Consider the following 16,531-nt stretch of genomic DNA (forward strand, 5'->3'; position numbering starts at 1 on the left):
TCACGCCGCTCATCGCCTGAAAGCGCGCGCGGCGACAATCACCGGGCAACATGGGTCATGCACATCGAGCATTGCCGAATTCAGCTCATGTTCTGCCAAGCCATAGAGAAACCCGGTAGCCGAATAGGCGTTTCCATAGTGGCGGACTTCGACATTCTCCACCCCGAACCTGTCTGAGAGAAGCCGGCCCAGTGCCGCCGGGGTTATCGACCAGAACCAGCTCTCGCCCCATTCTCCTCGGTCAATCGGGCTTACCCAAGGGACCGTGACCAGAAGCACGCCTCCCGGTTTCAGCATCCGCCATAGGGTTGCAACCGCGACAGGCATGTTGAAAAGGAGGTGCAGTGTCTGGGTGAGCACGATGCAGTCAAATGTCTCGGGCGGCAGGTCGTCGCCGTTGGCCAGATCGCCCACGAAGGTTGTCAGCGGGTGACCTTCATATCGGTTTAGAACGTCGCTCCTGGCAACTCGACTGCCTCCGAAGCGGGTCGTATAGGCGTTGTCCCCGATCTCCAGAACCCTGCCGGATATGTTCAGCGAACATGATGCGAGGAAAGTCTCGACATAGCGGCGGTCCACTGGCTTGCCGCGATCAAAACCGAAATTTGTACTGAAGGGCAGCGGGCGGCTGAGGTCACCGAACCGGACGCCCGATCGGCGCCGACTTGACCAGCCCTTGAAACGCTGCCGCAGCATCATGGTGGTCTGCAATGGCGCTGCGAGCGAAACGGCAATGGTGTTCAGGAGCTGACCGCCGAGCGAAGAACGGGATCGAACCGCTGTACTAAGCTGTCCCAGTTGCATGTGCGCATAATAGCGTTTCCAATTTTCGACGCCCTGATGGTAGGCGACCGTCCAGTCTGGATTGGTCCGCGCAAGATTCCTCTGCCGGCCAAGGACTTTGAGCGCCGCGCGCAACATCATCGGATTGCTGTTGGACATATTCGTTGCGTGCCTGCGGTAATCTGCGAGACACTCCGGGGTGCATGCGGCCTTGTTTGCCCGAGACAGGCGAAGGTAGACGTCGTAATCCTCGCAAGCCCGCAGGGATCGGTCAAATCCGCCAGCAGCCTCCAATGTGCTACGCCGATAGAGCACTGTCGCATGCATTCCAATCAGGTTGCCGGTCAAGAATCCGGCATACGGGTCCTCTCCCACCGGCCTCAGCGGAACTGAATTCCTGACTGCGCCGGCCTCATCGATGTAGCAATAGGCTCCATAGACCAAGGCGCAATCCGGACTGTCATGGAACAAAGCAAGATTGGTAGCGAGCGCCGTCGGGCGCAGCCTGTCATCGGCATCCAGGAACGCGATGAATTCGCCACGTGCTGCTTTCATTCCCGTATTGCGGGCAGCGGCTAAACCCTGGTTTTCTTGGCGGATGTAGTGGACGTCGACATACCGGCGAACAACATTTTCGGGATTGTCCAACGAACCATCGTCCACAACGATGATCTCATCGGGCCGCACGCTCTGGTTCCGGACACTGTCGATCGCTTCCGCGAGAAATCGAGCATGGTTATAGGTCGTAATGACAACCGAGACACAGGCTGCGGCGGGTCTGACGGTCATCTTTCGCCCACTTGGCTCCGCGCAGTCGGGTAGCCGGCAAAGGTTAGCCATGCGACTGAGCGCCGACATGCCTCCTCGAAGCCGACCACCGGCTGGTATCCGAGCTCGCGCTCGGCCTTGGCCGACGGGAGTTTCACCCGACACCGGTGCAACAGCGCACGTTCTTCAGATACCTTGATCTTTGGAGCCATAGGCGGCCTCTGATCGAGCCCTGATTTCCGCCACTCGGCATAGCCTACCTTTAGTCCTCTACGAACGGGTCTCGGGAGGCTTCGGACAAGCCGCCGGTAAAGGTCGCCATCTCTCAGCCATTGTGTCCAGTTCGGCGCGAATGACAATGGCGCGGAAACCGAAATCGCAGCCAGGTCGAAGCCCAATGCCTCGGCGATCGGGCGGCAAAGATCTGCCCAACTTATCCGTTCGCGGTCCCCGACCAGATAGGTTCGCCCAGCCGCCTCGGGCACTTCGATGGCAAGCTTGATCGCATGAACGACATTGTCGACATAAGCGCTGTTGCAGATGCCATGGCCGCCATCCACCAGATAGGCAGAGCCGTCGAGGAGATCGTTGGCGAAGCCCCCCGTCCAGCTGGAGCGCGGGCCAAAGACAATTCCGGGCCGCAGCACCACCACCTGGACTGCACCGTCCCGTGACAATTCCCCGAGACGACGTTCAGCACGAACCTTGGCATTGTTGTACTCGACCGTCTGGCCGTCGTGCAGCGCGCTCGTTTCGTCCGTTCCGGGCGGCGGCGATTGGCCATGAACGGATGCGCTACTGAGGTAGACCAGGCGAACGACGCCCGCAGCGGCGGCGGCACGATAGACAGGCTCGACGGCATCGACGATCGTGCGACTATCACCGGCAACTGCATGAACAACGGACTGACAGCCAAGAAGGGCCGCAGTAAGAGCCGGAACGTCATGCGCGTCCGCCACCCTTCCATCGATCGCAAAGCGGGACAGGCTGGCGAAAGCACTCGGCCTGCGAACGATCGGCCTCACCTCAGCCCAGCCGGAAAGATGCAGCAACTCCACTGTCCGGCAACCTATGAAGCCGTTGGCGCCAAGCACGGCAACAGTGCCGGTCATTGTCTGGTCTCGGCGGAAGCAATGACGTGGCGAAAGTCTTCTGCTCCGAGCCAAGGCATGTCCAGCCGTTTCCGTCTGGCATAGCATTCCTCGATTCGCTTGAGCACGTTGCGCCCCGCTGTGGCTGACCCGGAAAGGAGGGTTCCATTTCGGACCGTGTCGACCAAGTCCGAAATCTGATCGCAGAACGCGTCGACGAAATCGCGCGACCGGTCGTCGGTGTTGGTGAAGGAGGCGGTGGCTGCCGTGCGGCATCCTTTCAAGGCGATCTCTACAAGCTCAGTCTCATTGACTGCCCAAGAAATCGAGCCACGTTCGCCCTCAAGACGGTAAAGGTTCGGACGAGCCCAATCACGGCTCAGCCGGACCGTTGCCTCGAAGCCGCCAAAACCTAACCGGACAAGGCAGTTCGCCTCGACGCCGCCCATTGCGTCATCGGCGTAGTGGATTTCATGGGGCTCTCCGAACCACCAGGTCAGGAGGTCGAGGCAATGCGTGCCTATGTCCTGAAGCACGCCACCGCCGGATTCCGCGCGGCTGAAATAGCTCGTCGAAGCGACAGGCCACTGGAAAGGGCCACCCTCAAAACAACAGACACTTTGGATCTTTCCAATCAATCCACTCTCGACCATGGCCTTTATCGATCGGGTGGCAGGGAACTGCCTTCTGACGAGGCCTGTTGCCACATGCAGGTTGTTGGCTGCCGCTACCGCGAGGATAAGGTCCGCGTCGGAGCTGCTCGTGGCCATCGGCTTCTCGCATAGAACATGCATGCCGGCCCGCAACGCCTGCATCGACTGATCAAGATGGTATCGAGGCGGCGAAGCGATGATCGCCACATCGGCGCCCGCAGCCAAAAGGCCGTCGAAACTGGCTGCAACCTTCGTTCCGGGCAGCCGCGCCTGTACGACCGCGGCCGATTTCGCTTCGGGATCAAAGATGGCTGCGACTGCGATCTGGCCTCTGCCTTGAAGGCGCGACAGCGCTTCCGCATGGTAGAGCTTCGTGACGGCGCCACATCCGGCCAAAACGAGACGGACAGGCTCACCTTGCCGCAGCCGTGCCGGCTGCCGTTGCACAGTTTCAATTTGGGCGGACAATCTCGCCTCCCTGCTTCGCAACGAGCCGCAGCATACGTCCAATTGTCTTGAGCGACGGATCGAGGTGGAAGGCTTCACTCATTTGCGCGAGGCATCCAGCCCAATCACCAGAGCCAAGCAGTCGCCGTCCGGTTTCGAGAGCGCTTTGCGAATAAGTCCGCCGAGCCGATGCGGCGACATCGTCCGCGAGTTCGCTTGGAAGATAGCTCTTGAAAATATCAATCGCCATTCGCGTGTAGGCCATGTCCGCGGCATTCCGGATATGGCGCCCTGTGTTCGATTGCGGGTGCATCCGATAAAGCGCAAGGGCTTGCGGTTCGTACCAGACAGGAAAACGAGAAGCGATGCGTATCCACATCTCCCAGTCTTCGCTGCATTTCAGCCGCCGGTCGAAGCCGCCGAGTTCTTCGTAGACCGCGCGTCGGACCGCGATGGACGGCGTCATGATGCGCTGTTCGAGCGCCAATCGGACCACCGCATTCTCAAGCCTTCCGGAGATTGACTGCATTGCAGGTTCGATCGACAACTCCTGTCCGTGGGCGTCCATGAAGACCGTCCGGCAGAACGCCGCTCCTACTCTCGGATCCGCATCGAAACCCCGACCGAGCAATTCGTAAAATTCTGGTCGGACGGCATCGTCGCCGTGCAGGAGATGGACAAGTTCCCCCTGGGCTCGGCTCAGACAGGTATGGAAGTTGCCGATGTGGCCGAGGTTTTGCGGCTGGCGGAAAAAGCCGACACGCCTTCCCCCGATTTCGTTCACGACTTTTTGCGGATCGTCGGACGAACAATCGTCAACCACTTCGATCTGCATATGAGCCGGGTCAGGGGCTTGCGCGAGCACGCTTTGCAGCGTTGAGGCAAGAAAGCGGGCGCTATTATAGACGGGGATCATCACCGACCACTTCGGACGAACAGCCCCCTGTGGCAATGACGGGACCGGATCGCGATTCTCGAAGTTGCGGAAAGCCGTCATCTCCCGAGCACCGAGGATTTCAGCAGGAGCAGTGCCAACCGCGCGATATCGCGTTTCGGCACGTTGTTTCCGCCAGTGCCGCTTCGCAGCAATCGTAGGAGGCACGATCTGGCCGACGGCAAGTCACCTCCGTTCAGATACTGCTTCGACCATTCGTAAAAGTAGCGGGAACAGCCGCCACGGGCAAACTGTGCCCCACGGGCATCCATGACATTCGCCATTCGCCGGTAGAATCCCTCGATCGCATCAAGCCTGAGCGGGCTTGGCAGCGCCGATACAAGCCCACCCGGGTGCAGACGATAGATACCTGCCACCTCGTCGACAAAGGCGAGGTCTGCTGCCTTTGCGCAATGCACATACAGCGGCCAATCAGTAATCGGAAAGAAATCTGCATACCAAGACGGTACATCCCGAACGCACGCGGTTCGCATCATACCGCCGCAAGTGGCGAAGGGATTGCCTTCCCAAATTTCCCTTTGTGTGATTAAGGGCTTCTGATCCCGTGGCGTCCACCGCCGCGACGTGATCTCGTCGCCGTGCGCCACGAGCGCATTGTAAAATATGGCCGAGAGCTCAGGATGCGCGTCAAGATGGGCCACCTGATCTCGCAGCTTGGTCTTGGATGTCCACAGGTCGTCGCCATCAAGGATCGAGACATAGCGCCCGCGCGCAACCCGGAGTCCTCTCGCAACGACCTCGTTGGATCTCAAATTGCTGCCAGAATAGATCGCCGATAGTCTTTCGGGATAATCGGATACATACCGCTCCACGATCTCCCGGGTACCGTCCGTCGAAAAATCTTCGCTGATCAGGATCTCGACACCGGATTCCGTATCTTGCATGAGAACGCTGTCGATCGCTGCCGCTACGTAGCGAGCGTGATTGTAGGTGACAATGAGCACGGTCACACTGACCGTCGGTTCATTCACTGTCCGCTCAAAAGTGCATTCTGCCCTCTGAGCCAAATTGCGGCCCGACGACATCTGCTCTTCCGACAGCAGCAGCTTCTTCATTCCAAGCCTCTAAGGAGAAACGGGCTGTCTGAGCCGCTGCCCTCTTGGGGCATTGCAAAGGTTCCTCGTTCGGGATGCTGCGCCAAATAGCCTCCGCAGGGTCCAAGTTTGCTGTCCATTGCAGCCAGATTGTTGAGCAAGGCACGGTAATCGGTATTCTCGCCGCGATCGAAAAGCTCATCGACAGCGTAGTCCCAGAACGGTTTCCCGATCCCCGAGCTGCGGCCTTCGCGTTCCAGCTTGGTTCCTTGCTTCGCCTTGCGCCGGAAAATGGCGAGCGTCGCACCGACGACTTTCGCGAACTGCGAGGGCGATCGCCAGAGCACTCTGGCGAAGTTCATGCCGACGGCAGCAAAGCGGCGCCTTTTAAGCCCGAGCCTGGCGATCTCGACATCGTTACGGAACATCACATCCGATAGGATCGGGCTCACCATCTCGCTGCAGCGAGCAAAGAGGCTCTCGAGCACCATCCGACGCGAGATGAGCATTCGGACGAAATCTTGCGACATAGCTCCTGGCGTTCGGCGGTATCCGACCAAGTGCTCCTTGACGACATCGAATCGGTATTTCGAGGCGATACTCAATTGGAGGAAGAAGTCCTCACAACCCTCCGCACCGTTTTCGCGCAGTCGCGAGGAATAGCCACCCATTTCGAGTAAGACATCGCGCCGGAACATTGCCGAACTTCCGTGACCGATAAAGTTCTGTCCGAGATGCTGCATGAATACCCATCCGTGCGGGTGCATGCGCTTAGGCGTAATGATCGCCTTATCATCGGCATCAATCGTCCGGTAAAGCGTATAGACAAGCCCAACATCATTGCCTGCTGCAGCGAAAACACGCAGCTGCTTTTCGAGTTTGGTTGGGTGCCAGAGATCGTCGGCGTCTATAGGAGCTATATAGATTCCTTTGCTTGCACGTATCCCCGTATTCCGCGCCGACGCGACGCCACTGTTCTTCTGTTGTAGCAACTTGATACGCGGATCGTCATTGGATAGTCGGCGGACAATTGATGCAGTTTCATCAATCGAACCGTCGTCAACGACTATTATTTCGATGTTTCTGTATGTCTGGTTTATCACCGACGCCAAGGTGCGTTCGATAAATTGTTCTGCGTTGTAGGCAGGGATAATGACAGCCACGAATGCGTGAGTAGGACATTGTGAGTTGCTCGTAGAACAACTCCCCTTGGTGCGGCCACTTCCCTTCACTGTCACCCGGCCTCTGAGCTCTGCATGTACTGCTAAACGGCCGTTGTCCGGCTCACTAACATTTTGGGCCACGCACACTGGACGGCCCTCGCCCGGCCTTCTTAGGTGGCCGATCCATTCTCTTTGTGCCACAGCCCATAGCGTATTTTCCTTTCGCCCCTGGCCGACTTGGGGTTCGAAAACTCACGCAATAGCCCACGCTGCACCCTGACTAAGTGACCCAAAATGATCTCGCCCGTGCGTAGAGCCGCCCACGCAGAGTGGCGGATCCGAGAGTATCTCCTGTTCCTGCAATCTATGCCCCTGGATGGCGAGTAGATAGATCGTCAAAAGCGGTACCCGTTAAGGAAAATTCGCGACGGTTTCGGGATGCCGCGAGAATAAACGGTCTCTTTTCTGCGCGCGTTCACGAATGTCACGAGCTGACTGAATCGCACCCAAGACTGCGGAAATTCGCCTTCCATCTGGAGTTCGCCCCTGGGACCGGACAAATTGAACAAGCAGGATTGCCGGCTGATGGCGCGCGATCAACCTACTACGATCAGCCCGACACCGCCGTGGATGACACAGCGCTCGTCGAGACGATGGGTCAAATCTCCGACAGCTTCGAAGCTTACGGCTATCGCCGCATGCAGGCGGCGCTGCGGCAGCGCGGCATCGTCGTCAGCCCCAAGAAGGTCAGGCGGTTGATGCGCGAGCGTGATCTGCAGCCCAGGATCAGGCGCCGCTTTGTCGCTGGCTGCCTCCGCCCGCCCGATGATGAAGAGCGGGGGTGCCTCGCCCTGATCGATGCGGCACAGGAATTTCCAGATAGACCTTACTGCCATCGTCGAAGGGCGCGCGTCGGCCTCACCCGGTGCCCCGGCAACGGCCGCCTTCGGCGGCAGGACATCGCCGTATATGTCACGACCTTTGCCGGGAAGAATGCTTGCGAATCGCTGCGGAGATCGCCGCCAGGCCACCCCGCAGTTCGTCCTCAAGAGGATAGAGGAAGCCGACACGCATGTGGTTGCGCGGCATCTCGAACCAGTGGCCCGGACCGACATAGGTGCCATAGCTTTCCAGCAGGTCGGCGTAAAAGTCGTCGAAATCGAATCCCGGACCATGACGGAAACGGGGGAAGCAGACCACGCCGCCCTGGGGCTCGACCCATTCGATCAGCTCGTCGCTCTCAATCCAATCGCGCATGATGGCAAGGCGTCCGGCCAGCACTGGCGCCTGCGCGGCGAGGAAGGCGTCGCGGCGTTCCAGGATGCGGGCGCCGATCCACTCGTCGACGACGCTGCCGCAAATGCCGATCTGCTCCTTCGCCGCCAGGAAGCGCTCCATCAAGTGCACGTCGCGCGTCATGATCCAGCCCACGCGGATGCCCGGCGCGCCGTAAGCCTTGGACAGCGAAGCCACACTGATCGCGGCGGGGCTGAGCGAGGCGGCGGGGGGCAGCATCTCGCCATGGGTCAGGTCGCGGTAGGTTTCGTCCACCAGTAGCCTGCATCCCGCCTTTTCGACCAAGGCGATCAGCGCGTCCAGTTGAGGGCGGCCGATCATCGTGCCGGTTGGGTTATGCGGGCAGGTGATGCTGACATAGCGGGTGTTCGGGCGCAGAGCGCTGGCGACGGCATCGATGTCGAGGCCGAACCGATCGTCGAATTTGAGGTCGATAAAGGTGATGCCGCAGCCGATGGCGCGCGGCGTCTCGATGTTAGTGGCATAGTTCGGCCGCACCACGACAAGATGGTCGTCGCGCGATAGAAGCGTGGTGGCGATGATGAACAGCGCGCCAGCGGCGCCGGCGGCCACCAAAACGTCGTTGGGGCCGAGGCCCTTGCCCTGCGCGGCTACCAACGCCCGAAGCTCAGGGTCGCCGCGATGCTCGCCATAGGGCAGCAGCAGGTCAGGGACGGAGAGATGGAAATCGGACAGCTTACGGTCTCGTACGGAGCTTTCCGACAGGTTGAAGCGAATGCGGTCATAGCCGTATTCCTCCGGTGATTCCTTCTCGATCACCATGCGTGCGTAGTCCATGCTTTCCCCCGTCAGGCTGCCAGCCGGGCGACGGCCAAAACGGCCTGGTCGACCTCGTCTGCTGTGGTGTAATGCGATAGGCCGAGCCGAGCGACTCCGCCTTGCTCGCGCAGGCCGAGCAGGCCGGAGGCTTCATAAGCGTAGAAATCGCCGGCCCAGCCGAAGATGTTTTCGCCCGCCAGCGCGGCTGCGATCTCCTGCGGCGACTTCTTGGCCAGCCGGAAGCTGAAGGTGGGCACACGGGCGTCCAGCCGGTTGCGGCTGGCGATGCCGCAGAGCTTGAAACCGGGAATGCCGGCAACACCCGCCAGGAACCGGTCCATCAGTCCGGCTTCGTAGTCGGTCGCCGCCTCCAATCCCGCCACGATGCGCTGGCGCAGCGGCGCGGCAACGTCGACGCCGGCGCACTGCTCGCCGAGCCAAGCGATGTGCTCGATCGCCGCCTGCGTGCCGGCCTGCGCCTCGAAGGAGGGAGTGCCGGGGGTGTGGCGCCACGGCATGTCGAAGGAGGCGGGCCGCACCTTGAGCGGCGTGAGCCGGTCGCGCAGCTCCGGCCGTATATACATGACCCCGGCGTGCGGACCGAAGAACTTGTAGGCAGAGCATGCGAGCAGGTCGCAGCCGATCGCCGACACGTCGAGGGCCAAATGCGGCGCCGACTGCACGGCATCGACCATGGTGACGGCGCCGGCAGCTTTACCAGCAGCCACGATACGGGCAACGTCGTTGACGGTGCCAAAGATGTTGCTCGCGTGATTGCAGGCAACCAGACGCGTGCGCGGGCCGATCAGTTCGTCCAGCATGTCGTAGCGATATTCGAAGGTTTCGGTATCGAACTCGAGCCAGCGGACGGTGACGCCACGTTCCTCGGCTGCGATGATCCACGGGCCGACATTGCCATCATGGTCCATGCGGGTAAGCACGATCTCGTCGCCCGGTTTCCAGTCGCGTGCCACCATGCGCGAAAAATGGAAGATCAGCGAGGTGCTGTTGAGGCCGAAGACGATCTCGTCCGGCTGTGCACCGAGCAAGGCGGCCGCCGCTGCATGCGCTCCCACCAAGATGCGGTCGCTATCACGCGAGGTGTGGAAGGCACCGCCCTCGTTGGCGCAGCTTCGCAGCATCACCTCGCTCATGCGCTCGACCACGCGTGCCGGTACTTGCGAGCCGCCCGGCGCGTCGAGATAGATACGTGGCTTGCCGTCGTCGGTGATCGCCAGCGCCGGGAAGGCCCCGCGCACCGCCTCGATGTCCCATCGTCCAGTCGTCATGGAATTCCCTTTCAGGTCGGTCGCACCGCCGCGATCGCGGCCGTCAGTTCGTCGTAGTCGAAATTCCCGCCGCACGCGCCCAGCAGCGACGTCTTCGCGATATGACCGCGGATGCGGGCATGCGCCCGCACGGAACGCGCGGCAGCGGCGGCGATGTCACCTTCGTTCGACATGGTTCTGCCCTAGGTCAAGAGGTTGCGGCTGTGCCGGCGCTCGCGAGGATGGCGCCGGCGATTGCCGCGTCCTCTGCGCCGAGGCCGGTCAGGTCGGCGATGCTGATGTCGCCAGGCTTGCGCGTCAATGAGCCAGTCCGCAGCGATACGCCGATCTCACCGATCCGCTCTGGCTCGACGAGGCCGGCCGCGATGGCATGAGCGAACTCGCCATGGTCGATGCTCTGCAGGGCCGAATCGGCGAGCAACGTGTCGGCACGCGCGACCAACGTATTCTCCAATTCCTGTTTGCCGGGCGCATCGGCTCCGACGGCTGTAATGTGCGTGCCGGGCGCGATCCATTCAGCGCGCACCAGCGGCGCGGTCGCGGGCGTCGTGGTGACAATCACTTGTGAATCGGAACAAAGGTCGGCGAGCGAGCCGACTGGCGATACCTGGAGACCGAGATCGGCCACGTCGGCGGCGAAGCGTCCCGCTGCCGCTGGCGAGCGGCCCCATACCGCGACCGAAAGCGGCTCGCCGTGAGCCAGCGCTCGCAGCGCGCGTAGCTGCATGCGTGCCTGGGTTCCGGTGCCGACGATGCCGAGGCGCGTCGCGCCCTTAGGCCAGCACAGCCGGGTCGCCAGCGCGCCGGCATAGCCAGTGCGCCAGTCGGTCAGCATGCCTTGATCGAACAGCAGCGCTACCGGTTCGCCTGTCGTGGCCGACAGCGCCACCATCATGCCGTTGCCGCTTGGAAGGCCCTTGGTCGGATTGTCGTAGAACCCAGTCGCGACCTTGACGACGAAGATCGGCGCGCCCGGCACATGGGCGCATTTCACATGGCAGTCGCCGTTCGCCGCCGCGAATCCCATATGCACGACGGGCGGCTGCTGGACTGCCCCGGCGCTGTAGGCGACGAGGCTTTCGCGAACGGCCGCGATACCGGCGGCGTGGTCGAGCCGCCGCAGGATCTCCGCCCGGTCGAGGATGACCGGCATGTTTGCGGCTGACCTAGCCATGGTCGTTCCGTTCAGGCCGCCGAGCGGGCAAGGCCGCGCAGGAAGAGCTGCACACGTTCCAACCCGCCTTCCAGGACAAGCGCCGGCGCGCCGATGCCGACGCGGAAATAGCCGTCCATGCCGTAGACGTCGCCCGGCGCGACAAGCACGCCCTGCTCGTCCTTGACGCGATGCGCCAGCTCGGTCGAATTTATCGGCAAGTGATAGCGCACGAACGCCATGCCGCCTGCCTGCGGCGGCGCCAGCGAGACCAGCCCCTCGTTGGCGCGGACCCAGCGCACCATCATGTCGACATTGCGTGACAGGAGGTCCCGGCTGCGGTCGAGGATCGCCTTGCGGCGCGCCGGCTGCAACACCATCGACGCGACCAGTTCGCTGACCGCGCCGGTAGTGATGGAGGTATAGTCCTTGCGCTGCCAGGAGGCATAGATCTCGGCAGCGGGGCCGACCAGCCAGCCGATGCGCAGGCCCGGCATCGCCATCGCCTTCGACAAGCCGCTGGTGACGATGGCTTTCTCATAAAGGTCGACGCTGCTCGGCGGCTCGAGGGTACCGTATTCGGCTCCCTTGTAGACCTCGTCCGTATGTAGCCAGATGCCGTTGGTGCGTGCGATGGCCACAATTTCCCCGAGCAGGTCCGCCGGCACCACGCGTCCGGTCGGATTGTTGGGCGTGCAGAGCGTGATGACCTTGGTGCGGGGCGAAATCGCCGCGCGGATGTCGGCCGGATCGGGCAGCCAGCCCAGTTCCTCGCGCAGCGGCACATCACGTACCACCGCGCCGAGCGCCTTCGCCCATCCCCTGATCTGCAGGTAGTTGGGGACGACGACGATGATCTCGTCGCCCGGCTCCAGCAGCGTCATCGCCATCAGAAAATTGGCTTCGGCCGAGCCGTTGGTGACCATCACCTCGTCGGCCGTACGATTCTTGTATGTGGCCGCGATCGCCTCGCGAAGGACGACGGCACCGTTCGTCCAGCCGTAACCGAGTTCGGCGGCAAGCACCTTTTCGCGTTCCTCCGGGCTCAGCAGTTCGTTGAGCGAATAGGGGTGTACCCCGCTATCGGAGAGGTTGTACTCGACGATGTTCTCGTAGAGCGACTGGATGCGTTCGAGGGTGAATTCTTCGATCTGCATGTGTGTACGATTCCTCTTCTTCAGGAAGCCGCGCGGGCCGGTGAGGTCGCGTTGGCCAGGATGCCTAGCACAGTTCTGTGCAACTCAGGTGTGGCGCTGGCCACGACGGAACGGCGGCCGGAACGGATCGTCAGCTCGCCGCCCTGCCAGTCGGTCATGACGCCACCGGCGTTACGCACGATCGGGATCAGTGCGCAATAATCGAAGGCGTCCAGCCCCCCGTCCACATTGATGTCCAGCGCGCCGTCGGCGACGCGGCCATAGGCATGGCAACCGCCGCCATAGACGCTCCAGCGCACCTGGCGGCGCAGCCTCTTGTAGGCGGCCGTATCCTTGTCGTCGAAGGATTCCGGGTTGCCGTTGCCGACAAGGGCCTCGCTAAGGTCCTGGCAGGCGCGCGTGCGTACGGGCTTGCCGTTGAGGGTGGTCGGCGAACCGTCGGCGCCCAGCCAGCGCTCGTTGGTGACGGGATTGTCGATGACCCCGAGCATGGGAACGCCGTTGCGGGCCAGCGCGATCAGCGTGCCGAAGGTCGGAATGCCGGTGATGAAGGCTTTGGTGCCGTCGATCGGATCGATGACCCAGACCCATTCCGCGTCGAGGCCGACGGACCCAAATTCCTCGCCGAGGATGCCGTGGTCGGGATACGCCTCCTGGATGCGCGCGCGCAGCCTCTCCTCGACCTCCCGGTCTACCGCGGTGACAGGGCTTGCATCGCCCTTGGAAACGAAGCCGTGTTGCTCGCTGAGCGCTTCCTGGATTGTCGCCCGGCTGACGTCTGCCAGCGAACCGGCGAAAGCCGTAAAGGTCTTGGGGTCAGATGCCGGCATTGTCGGCTCCCTCTATGAGTGGGGTTGCGGGTTCGTCCAGAGGACGCGTGTGTCGTGAAAGCCTGTATTCGAGGGCGCGCAACGCCGTGGTGAGCACGTAGGTAATGGTGAGGTAGATAAGCGCCGCGGTGATGAAGAGCTCATAGGGCGCGAAGGTGCGGGCGACGATCGTGTTGGCGGCGCCGGTCAGCTCCATGACGGTGATGGTCGAGGCGAGTGATGTGGATTTCAGCATGCTGACCACCTCGTTGCCGTAAGCCGGCAGGGCGATGCGGAAGGCGCCCGGCAGGATGATCGTGCGGTAGGTCAACGCCGTCGACATGCCGCAGGCACGCGCCGCCTCGATCTCACCGGCTGGCACCGCCTCGATGGCGCCGCGCAGGATGTAGGCGGTGTAGGCGGCCGTGTTCAGGCTGAAGGTCAGAATGGCGCAGACCCAGGCCTGGCGCAGATATGGCCACAGAAAGCTGTCGCGAACGACCTCGAGCTGGGCGAGACCGTAATAGACAAGGAAGATCTGGACCAGGAGCGGCGTGCCGCGGAAGAAGTAGATGTACCAGTGCAGCAGGAGGCGCACCGGCGCCGGGCCGCTGACGCGCAGGATGGCGACGGGAAGTGCCACCGCCATGCCGCAGAAGAGTGAGGCGACGAGCAGTTCGATCGTCGTGACGGTGGCCGACAGCAGCGCCGGCAGGCTCTCGACCATAAGCTCGAAGTTCATCGCGCCAGCTTCCTCTCGCCGCGCGTCGCACGCCGTTCCAGCGCGTCGACAATCGAGGTGTTCAGTATGGTGAGCAGGAGGTAGATCAGCGCCGCGGCGAGGTAGAAGCGGAAGGGTTCGCCATTGACCTGCGTCGCCATGGTGGAGATGCGCATCAGCTCCTCCAGCCCGACGATGGAGATAAGCGACGTGTCCTTGATGAGCGAGATCCAGTTGTTGCCGAGGCCGGGCAGCGCGTAGCGCCACATCAGCGGCAGGCGGATGTGGATGAAGCTGGTCGCGGCCGACATGCCGAAGGCATCTGCCGCCTCGATCTCGCCCTTGGGAATGGCGAGATAGGCGCCGCGCAGCACCTCGGCCGCGTAGCCGCCGAAGACCAGGCTGAGCGCGAAGACGCCGGCCGGCATCGCCGGCACTTCGAGAAAGCGGATGCTGGGGTCAATCATCTTCGCCAAGCCGGTCAGGGCCACCGTGCCGCCGAAATAGGCGATGAGGATGATGAGGAGTTCGGGCGTGCCGCGCACGACCAGAGTGAAGCCCCGGCCGATGGCGCGCAGCACACAGTTCGAGGAGAGCTGTGCCAGCGCGCCGAGAATGCCCCAAACGAGGCCGACCGCCAGCGACAGCAGCGCGACCTCGACGGTGGTCATGAGCCCGCGCGCGACCTCCAAACCCCATCCCTGGAAAATGTCCATCTGCCGCTCCTGCGGTGGCAAGAAGAAAGACGCCGGCCATCGGGTGAAATGGCCGGCGATGAACCGTACGGCTCGGCCTAGTTCGATGCCGGCAGCACGCTGAACGACCAGTACTTGTCGTTGATGGTCTTGAACGTGCCGTCGTCGATCATGGCCTTCATCGCCTTGTCGAGCTCGTCGCGAAGGCCGGCATCGTCCTTGCGCATGCCGATGCCCACGCCTGGCCCGAAATACTTCACGTCCTTGATCTCCGGACCGATGAATTTGTAACCCTTGCCTCGGTCCTTGTTGAGGAAGTCGTTGGCGAGCTTGATCGGGCCGGCGAAGACGAGATCGGTCCGCTTCGAGGTCAGGTCGAGCAGCATGTTGTCGGCCGTGTCGTAGAGCTGGATCGTGGCCTCAGGAAAGTTGTCTCGCATGTAGTTCTCGTAAGTTGAGGCACGCTCGATCCCGATGGTCTTGCCCTTGAGACCATCGGGGTTGGGCTTGCCGTCGTCCGTCAGCGGCTTGGCATCGCTTCCGTCCGGACCGACGAACCGGGCGGTGGAGGAGCGGTACGGGATCGAAAAGTCGATGCTCTTCTTGCGCTCGTCGGTGATCGACATCGACGCGGCGAGAAGATCAAACTTGCCGGCGACAAGGCCCGGAATAAGCGAATCGAAAGGCATGCAGACAAAGGAGGCGTCGGCGCCGAGGCGCTTGACAACTTCCTTCGCGACATCGATGTCGAAGCCGCGCAACTCGCCGTTCGCGTCCTTGTAGTTGAACGGCGGGTATGTGCATTCACTGCCGACGCGCAGGTCGCGCGCCGAGACCTGCGTGGCGAAGGCGGCGAGGCCGGCCGCAAGCATCAAGACAAGTTTTTTCATCACGTTCCCCTGTTGTTTGTCCTGTTCAAAGAACGCGCTGCAGGAAGGCCCGGCAGCGCGCCGATTGCGGATCGCCGAGAACCTGTCCCGGCGGGCCGCGCTCCTCCACCATGCCCTGGTGGAGAAAGAGCACCTCGCGCGAGATCTCGCGCGCGAAACCTATTTCATGGGTGACGACGATCATCGTGCGTCCTTCTTCGGCGAGCGTGCGCATGACCGAGAGCACCTCGCCGACCAGTTCCGGGTCGAGCGCGGAGGTCGGCTCGTCGAACAGCATCAGCTTCGGCTCCATCGCCAGCGCGCGGGCGATGCCGACGCGCTGCTGCTGGCCGCCGGAAATATGCGCGGGGTAGTGGTCGCGCTTCTCGAACAGCCCGACCTTGGCGAGATAGGCCCCGGCTCGCTGCCGGGCCTCCTGTTTGGACAGGCCGAGCACCTTCATCGGTGCAAGCATCACGTTGTCGAGCACGGTGCGCTGGCTCCACAGATTGAAGCTCTGGAAGACCATGCCGATGCGGCTGCGGATGCGATTGATCTGGCGCGCATTCAGCTTCGCGCGCCCCGAACTGCGATCCAGCGTCAATTCCTCGCCTTCCACCGCGATCGTGCCGGCGTCGGGAATTTCCAGAAGATTCATGCAGCGCAGGAAGGTGCTCTTGCCCGACCCGCTGGCGCCGATCATGGTGATCACGTCATGGGCATGGGCGACCAGGTCGACGCCTTTCAAGACTTCCAGAGCGCCGAAGCTCTTACGGATGTTATTTGCCCGCAGGACGGTGTTTTGGTCCATGTCCACTTGGTGCCCTTGCCTCCCGATCGGCTGGACACGGAGATTGTCCCGGAAGCG

The 16,531-nt window shown here is 62.1% G+C and carries 17 protein-coding genes; all 17 read right to left on the reverse strand.

Features of this window, described 5'->3' with window-relative positions:
- Nucleotides 1–9: 9 nt before the first annotated feature.
- Nucleotides 10–1,572, reverse strand: a complete 1,563-nt coding sequence (locus FJ973_RS28815) for a glycosyltransferase (protein ID WP_140558724.1) — start codon at nt 1,570–1,572, stop codon at nt 10–12.
- Entirely contained in the window at nt 1,569–2,750 is a 1,182-nt protein-coding gene (locus tag FJ973_RS28820; protein ID WP_348642408.1) for an NAD-dependent epimerase/dehydratase family protein, read from the reverse strand. Before FJ973_RS28820 ends, FJ973_RS28815 begins: the two co-directional genes overlap by 4 nt.
- The gene (locus FJ973_RS28825) at nt 2,660–3,763 is read right to left on the reverse strand and encodes a Gfo/Idh/MocA family oxidoreductase (protein ID WP_181170978.1); all 1,104 of its coding nucleotides are present in this window, start codon (nt 3,761–3,763) and stop codon (nt 2,660–2,662) included. Before FJ973_RS28825 ends, FJ973_RS28820 begins: the two co-directional genes overlap by 91 nt.
- Complete coding sequence (locus FJ973_RS28830; protein WP_140558727.1) at nt 3,747–4,739, reverse strand: glycosyltransferase; 993 nt, start codon at nt 4,737–4,739, stop codon at nt 3,747–3,749. The genes FJ973_RS28825 and FJ973_RS28830 overlap by 17 nt, the downstream gene beginning before the upstream one ends.
- A complete protein-coding gene (locus FJ973_RS28835) occupies nt 4,736–5,752 on the reverse strand; it encodes a glycosyltransferase (protein ID WP_140558728.1) in 1,017 nt (338 codons plus the stop codon). Before FJ973_RS28835 ends, FJ973_RS28830 begins: the two co-directional genes overlap by 4 nt.
- Nucleotides 5,749–6,894: a glycosyltransferase family 2 protein gene (locus tag FJ973_RS28840; protein ID WP_181170979.1), complete on the reverse strand. Its 1,146-nt coding sequence runs from the start codon at nt 6,892–6,894 to the stop codon at nt 5,749–5,751. The genes FJ973_RS28835 and FJ973_RS28840 overlap by 4 nt, the downstream gene beginning before the upstream one ends.
- A gap of 596 nt (nt 6,895–7,490) precedes the next feature.
- Nucleotides 7,491–7,790, reverse strand: coding sequence for a hypothetical protein (locus tag FJ973_RS31515; RefSeq protein ID WP_246674991.1), 300 nt, complete (start codon nt 7,788–7,790; stop codon nt 7,491–7,493).
- 76 nt (nt 7,791–7,866) lie between these two features.
- Complete coding sequence (locus FJ973_RS28850) at nt 7,867–8,988, reverse strand: aminotransferase class I/II-fold pyridoxal phosphate-dependent enzyme (protein ID WP_140558730.1); 1,122 nt, start codon at nt 8,986–8,988, stop codon at nt 7,867–7,869.
- 11 nt (nt 8,989–8,999) lie between these two features.
- A complete protein-coding gene (locus FJ973_RS28855; protein WP_140558731.1) occupies nt 9,000–10,259 on the reverse strand; it encodes a cysteine desulfurase-like protein in 1,260 nt (419 codons plus the stop codon).
- 11 nt (nt 10,260–10,270) lie between these two features.
- Entirely contained in the window at nt 10,271–10,432 is a 162-nt protein-coding gene (locus tag FJ973_RS31070; protein ID WP_181170980.1) for a hypothetical protein, read from the reverse strand.
- 14 nt (nt 10,433–10,446) lie between these two features.
- A complete protein-coding gene (locus FJ973_RS28860; protein WP_140558732.1) occupies nt 10,447–11,433 on the reverse strand; it encodes an ornithine cyclodeaminase family protein in 987 nt (328 codons plus the stop codon).
- An 11-nt stretch (nt 11,434–11,444) separates the two neighbouring features.
- The gene (locus FJ973_RS28865) at nt 11,445–12,569 is read right to left on the reverse strand and encodes an aminotransferase class I/II-fold pyridoxal phosphate-dependent enzyme (protein WP_140558733.1); all 1,125 of its coding nucleotides are present in this window, start codon (nt 12,567–12,569) and stop codon (nt 11,445–11,447) included.
- Nucleotides 12,570–12,589: 20 nt separating this feature from the next.
- Complete coding sequence (gene hisN / locus FJ973_RS28870; RefSeq protein WP_140500676.1) at nt 12,590–13,399, reverse strand: histidinol-phosphatase; 810 nt, start codon at nt 13,397–13,399, stop codon at nt 12,590–12,592.
- On the reverse strand, nt 13,386–14,120 hold the full coding sequence (locus tag FJ973_RS28875; RefSeq protein ID WP_140500677.1) for an ABC transporter permease: 735 nt from the start codon (nt 14,118–14,120) through the stop codon (nt 13,386–13,388). The genes hisN and FJ973_RS28875 overlap by 14 nt, the downstream gene beginning before the upstream one ends.
- Nucleotides 14,117–14,815 carry an ABC transporter permease subunit gene (locus tag FJ973_RS28880; RefSeq protein WP_140500678.1) on the reverse strand — a complete coding sequence of 233 codons (699 nt, stop codon included), beginning with the start codon at nt 14,813–14,815 and terminating at the stop codon, nt 14,117–14,119. The genes FJ973_RS28875 and FJ973_RS28880 overlap by 4 nt, the downstream gene beginning before the upstream one ends.
- Before the next feature lie 77 nt (nt 14,816–14,892).
- Entirely contained in the window at nt 14,893–15,684 is a 792-nt protein-coding gene (locus tag FJ973_RS28885; protein WP_140558734.1) for a transporter substrate-binding domain-containing protein, read from the reverse strand.
- Nucleotides 15,685–15,709: 25 nt separating this feature from the next.
- Nucleotides 15,710–16,474, reverse strand: a complete 765-nt coding sequence (locus FJ973_RS28890; protein WP_140500680.1) for an ATP-binding cassette domain-containing protein — start codon at nt 16,472–16,474, stop codon at nt 15,710–15,712.
- Between the last annotated feature and the right edge of the window lie 57 nt (nt 16,475–16,531).

Source organism: Mesorhizobium sp. B2-1-3 (assembly GCF_006442495.1).
Lineage (GTDB): Bacteria > Pseudomonadota > Alphaproteobacteria > Rhizobiales > Rhizobiaceae > Mesorhizobium.

Excerpts from the sequence above, each read along its gene's own strand:
- FJ973_RS28865 (WP_140558733.1), bottom strand. The coding sequence starts at position 12,569 with ATGCAGATCGAAGAATTCACCCTCGAACGCATCCAGTCGCTCTACGAG.
- FJ973_RS28875 (WP_140500677.1), bottom strand. The coding sequence starts at position 14,120 with ATGAACTTCGAGCTTATGGTCGAGAGCCTGCCGGCGCTGCTGTCGGCC.
- FJ973_RS28830 (WP_140558727.1), bottom strand. The coding sequence starts at position 4,739 with ATGACGGCTTTCCGCAACTTCGAGAATCGCGATCCGGTCCCGTCATTG.
- FJ973_RS31070 (WP_181170980.1), bottom strand. The coding sequence starts at position 10,432 with ATGTCGAACGAAGGTGACATCGCCGCCGCTGCCGCGCGTTCCGTGCGG.
- FJ973_RS28885 (WP_140558734.1), bottom strand. The coding sequence starts at position 15,684 with ATGAAAAAACTTGTCTTGATGCTTGCGGCCGGCCTCGCCGCCTTCGCC.
- hisN (WP_140500676.1), bottom strand. The coding sequence starts at position 13,399 with ATGCCGGCATCTGACCCCAAGACCTTTACGGCTTTCGCCGGTTCGCTG.
- FJ973_RS28850 (WP_140558730.1), bottom strand. The coding sequence starts at position 8,988 with ATGGACTACGCACGCATGGTGATCGAGAAGGAATCACCGGAGGAATAC.
- FJ973_RS28855 (WP_140558731.1), bottom strand. The coding sequence starts at position 10,259 with ATGACGACTGGACGATGGGACATCGAGGCGGTGCGCGGGGCCTTCCCG.
- FJ973_RS28835 (WP_140558728.1), bottom strand. The coding sequence starts at position 5,752 with ATGAAGAAGCTGCTGCTGTCGGAAGAGCAGATGTCGTCGGGCCGCAAT.
- FJ973_RS28820 (WP_348642408.1), bottom strand. The coding sequence starts at position 2,750 with ATGCTATGCCAGACGGAAACGGCTGGACATGCCTTGGCTCGGAGCAGA.
- FJ973_RS28880 (WP_140500678.1), bottom strand. The coding sequence starts at position 14,815 with ATGGACATTTTCCAGGGATGGGGTTTGGAGGTCGCGCGCGGGCTCATG.
- FJ973_RS31515 (WP_246674991.1), bottom strand. The coding sequence starts at position 7,790 with ATGGCAGTAAGGTCTATCTGGAAATTCCTGTGCCGCATCGATCAGGGC.
- FJ973_RS28860 (WP_140558732.1), bottom strand. The coding sequence starts at position 11,433 with ATGGCTAGGTCAGCCGCAAACATGCCGGTCATCCTCGACCGGGCGGAG.
- FJ973_RS28890 (WP_140500680.1), bottom strand. The coding sequence starts at position 16,474 with ATGGACCAAAACACCGTCCTGCGGGCAAATAACATCCGTAAGAGCTTC.
- FJ973_RS28815 (WP_140558724.1), bottom strand. The coding sequence starts at position 1,572 with ATGACCGTCAGACCCGCCGCAGCCTGTGTCTCGGTTGTCATTACGACC.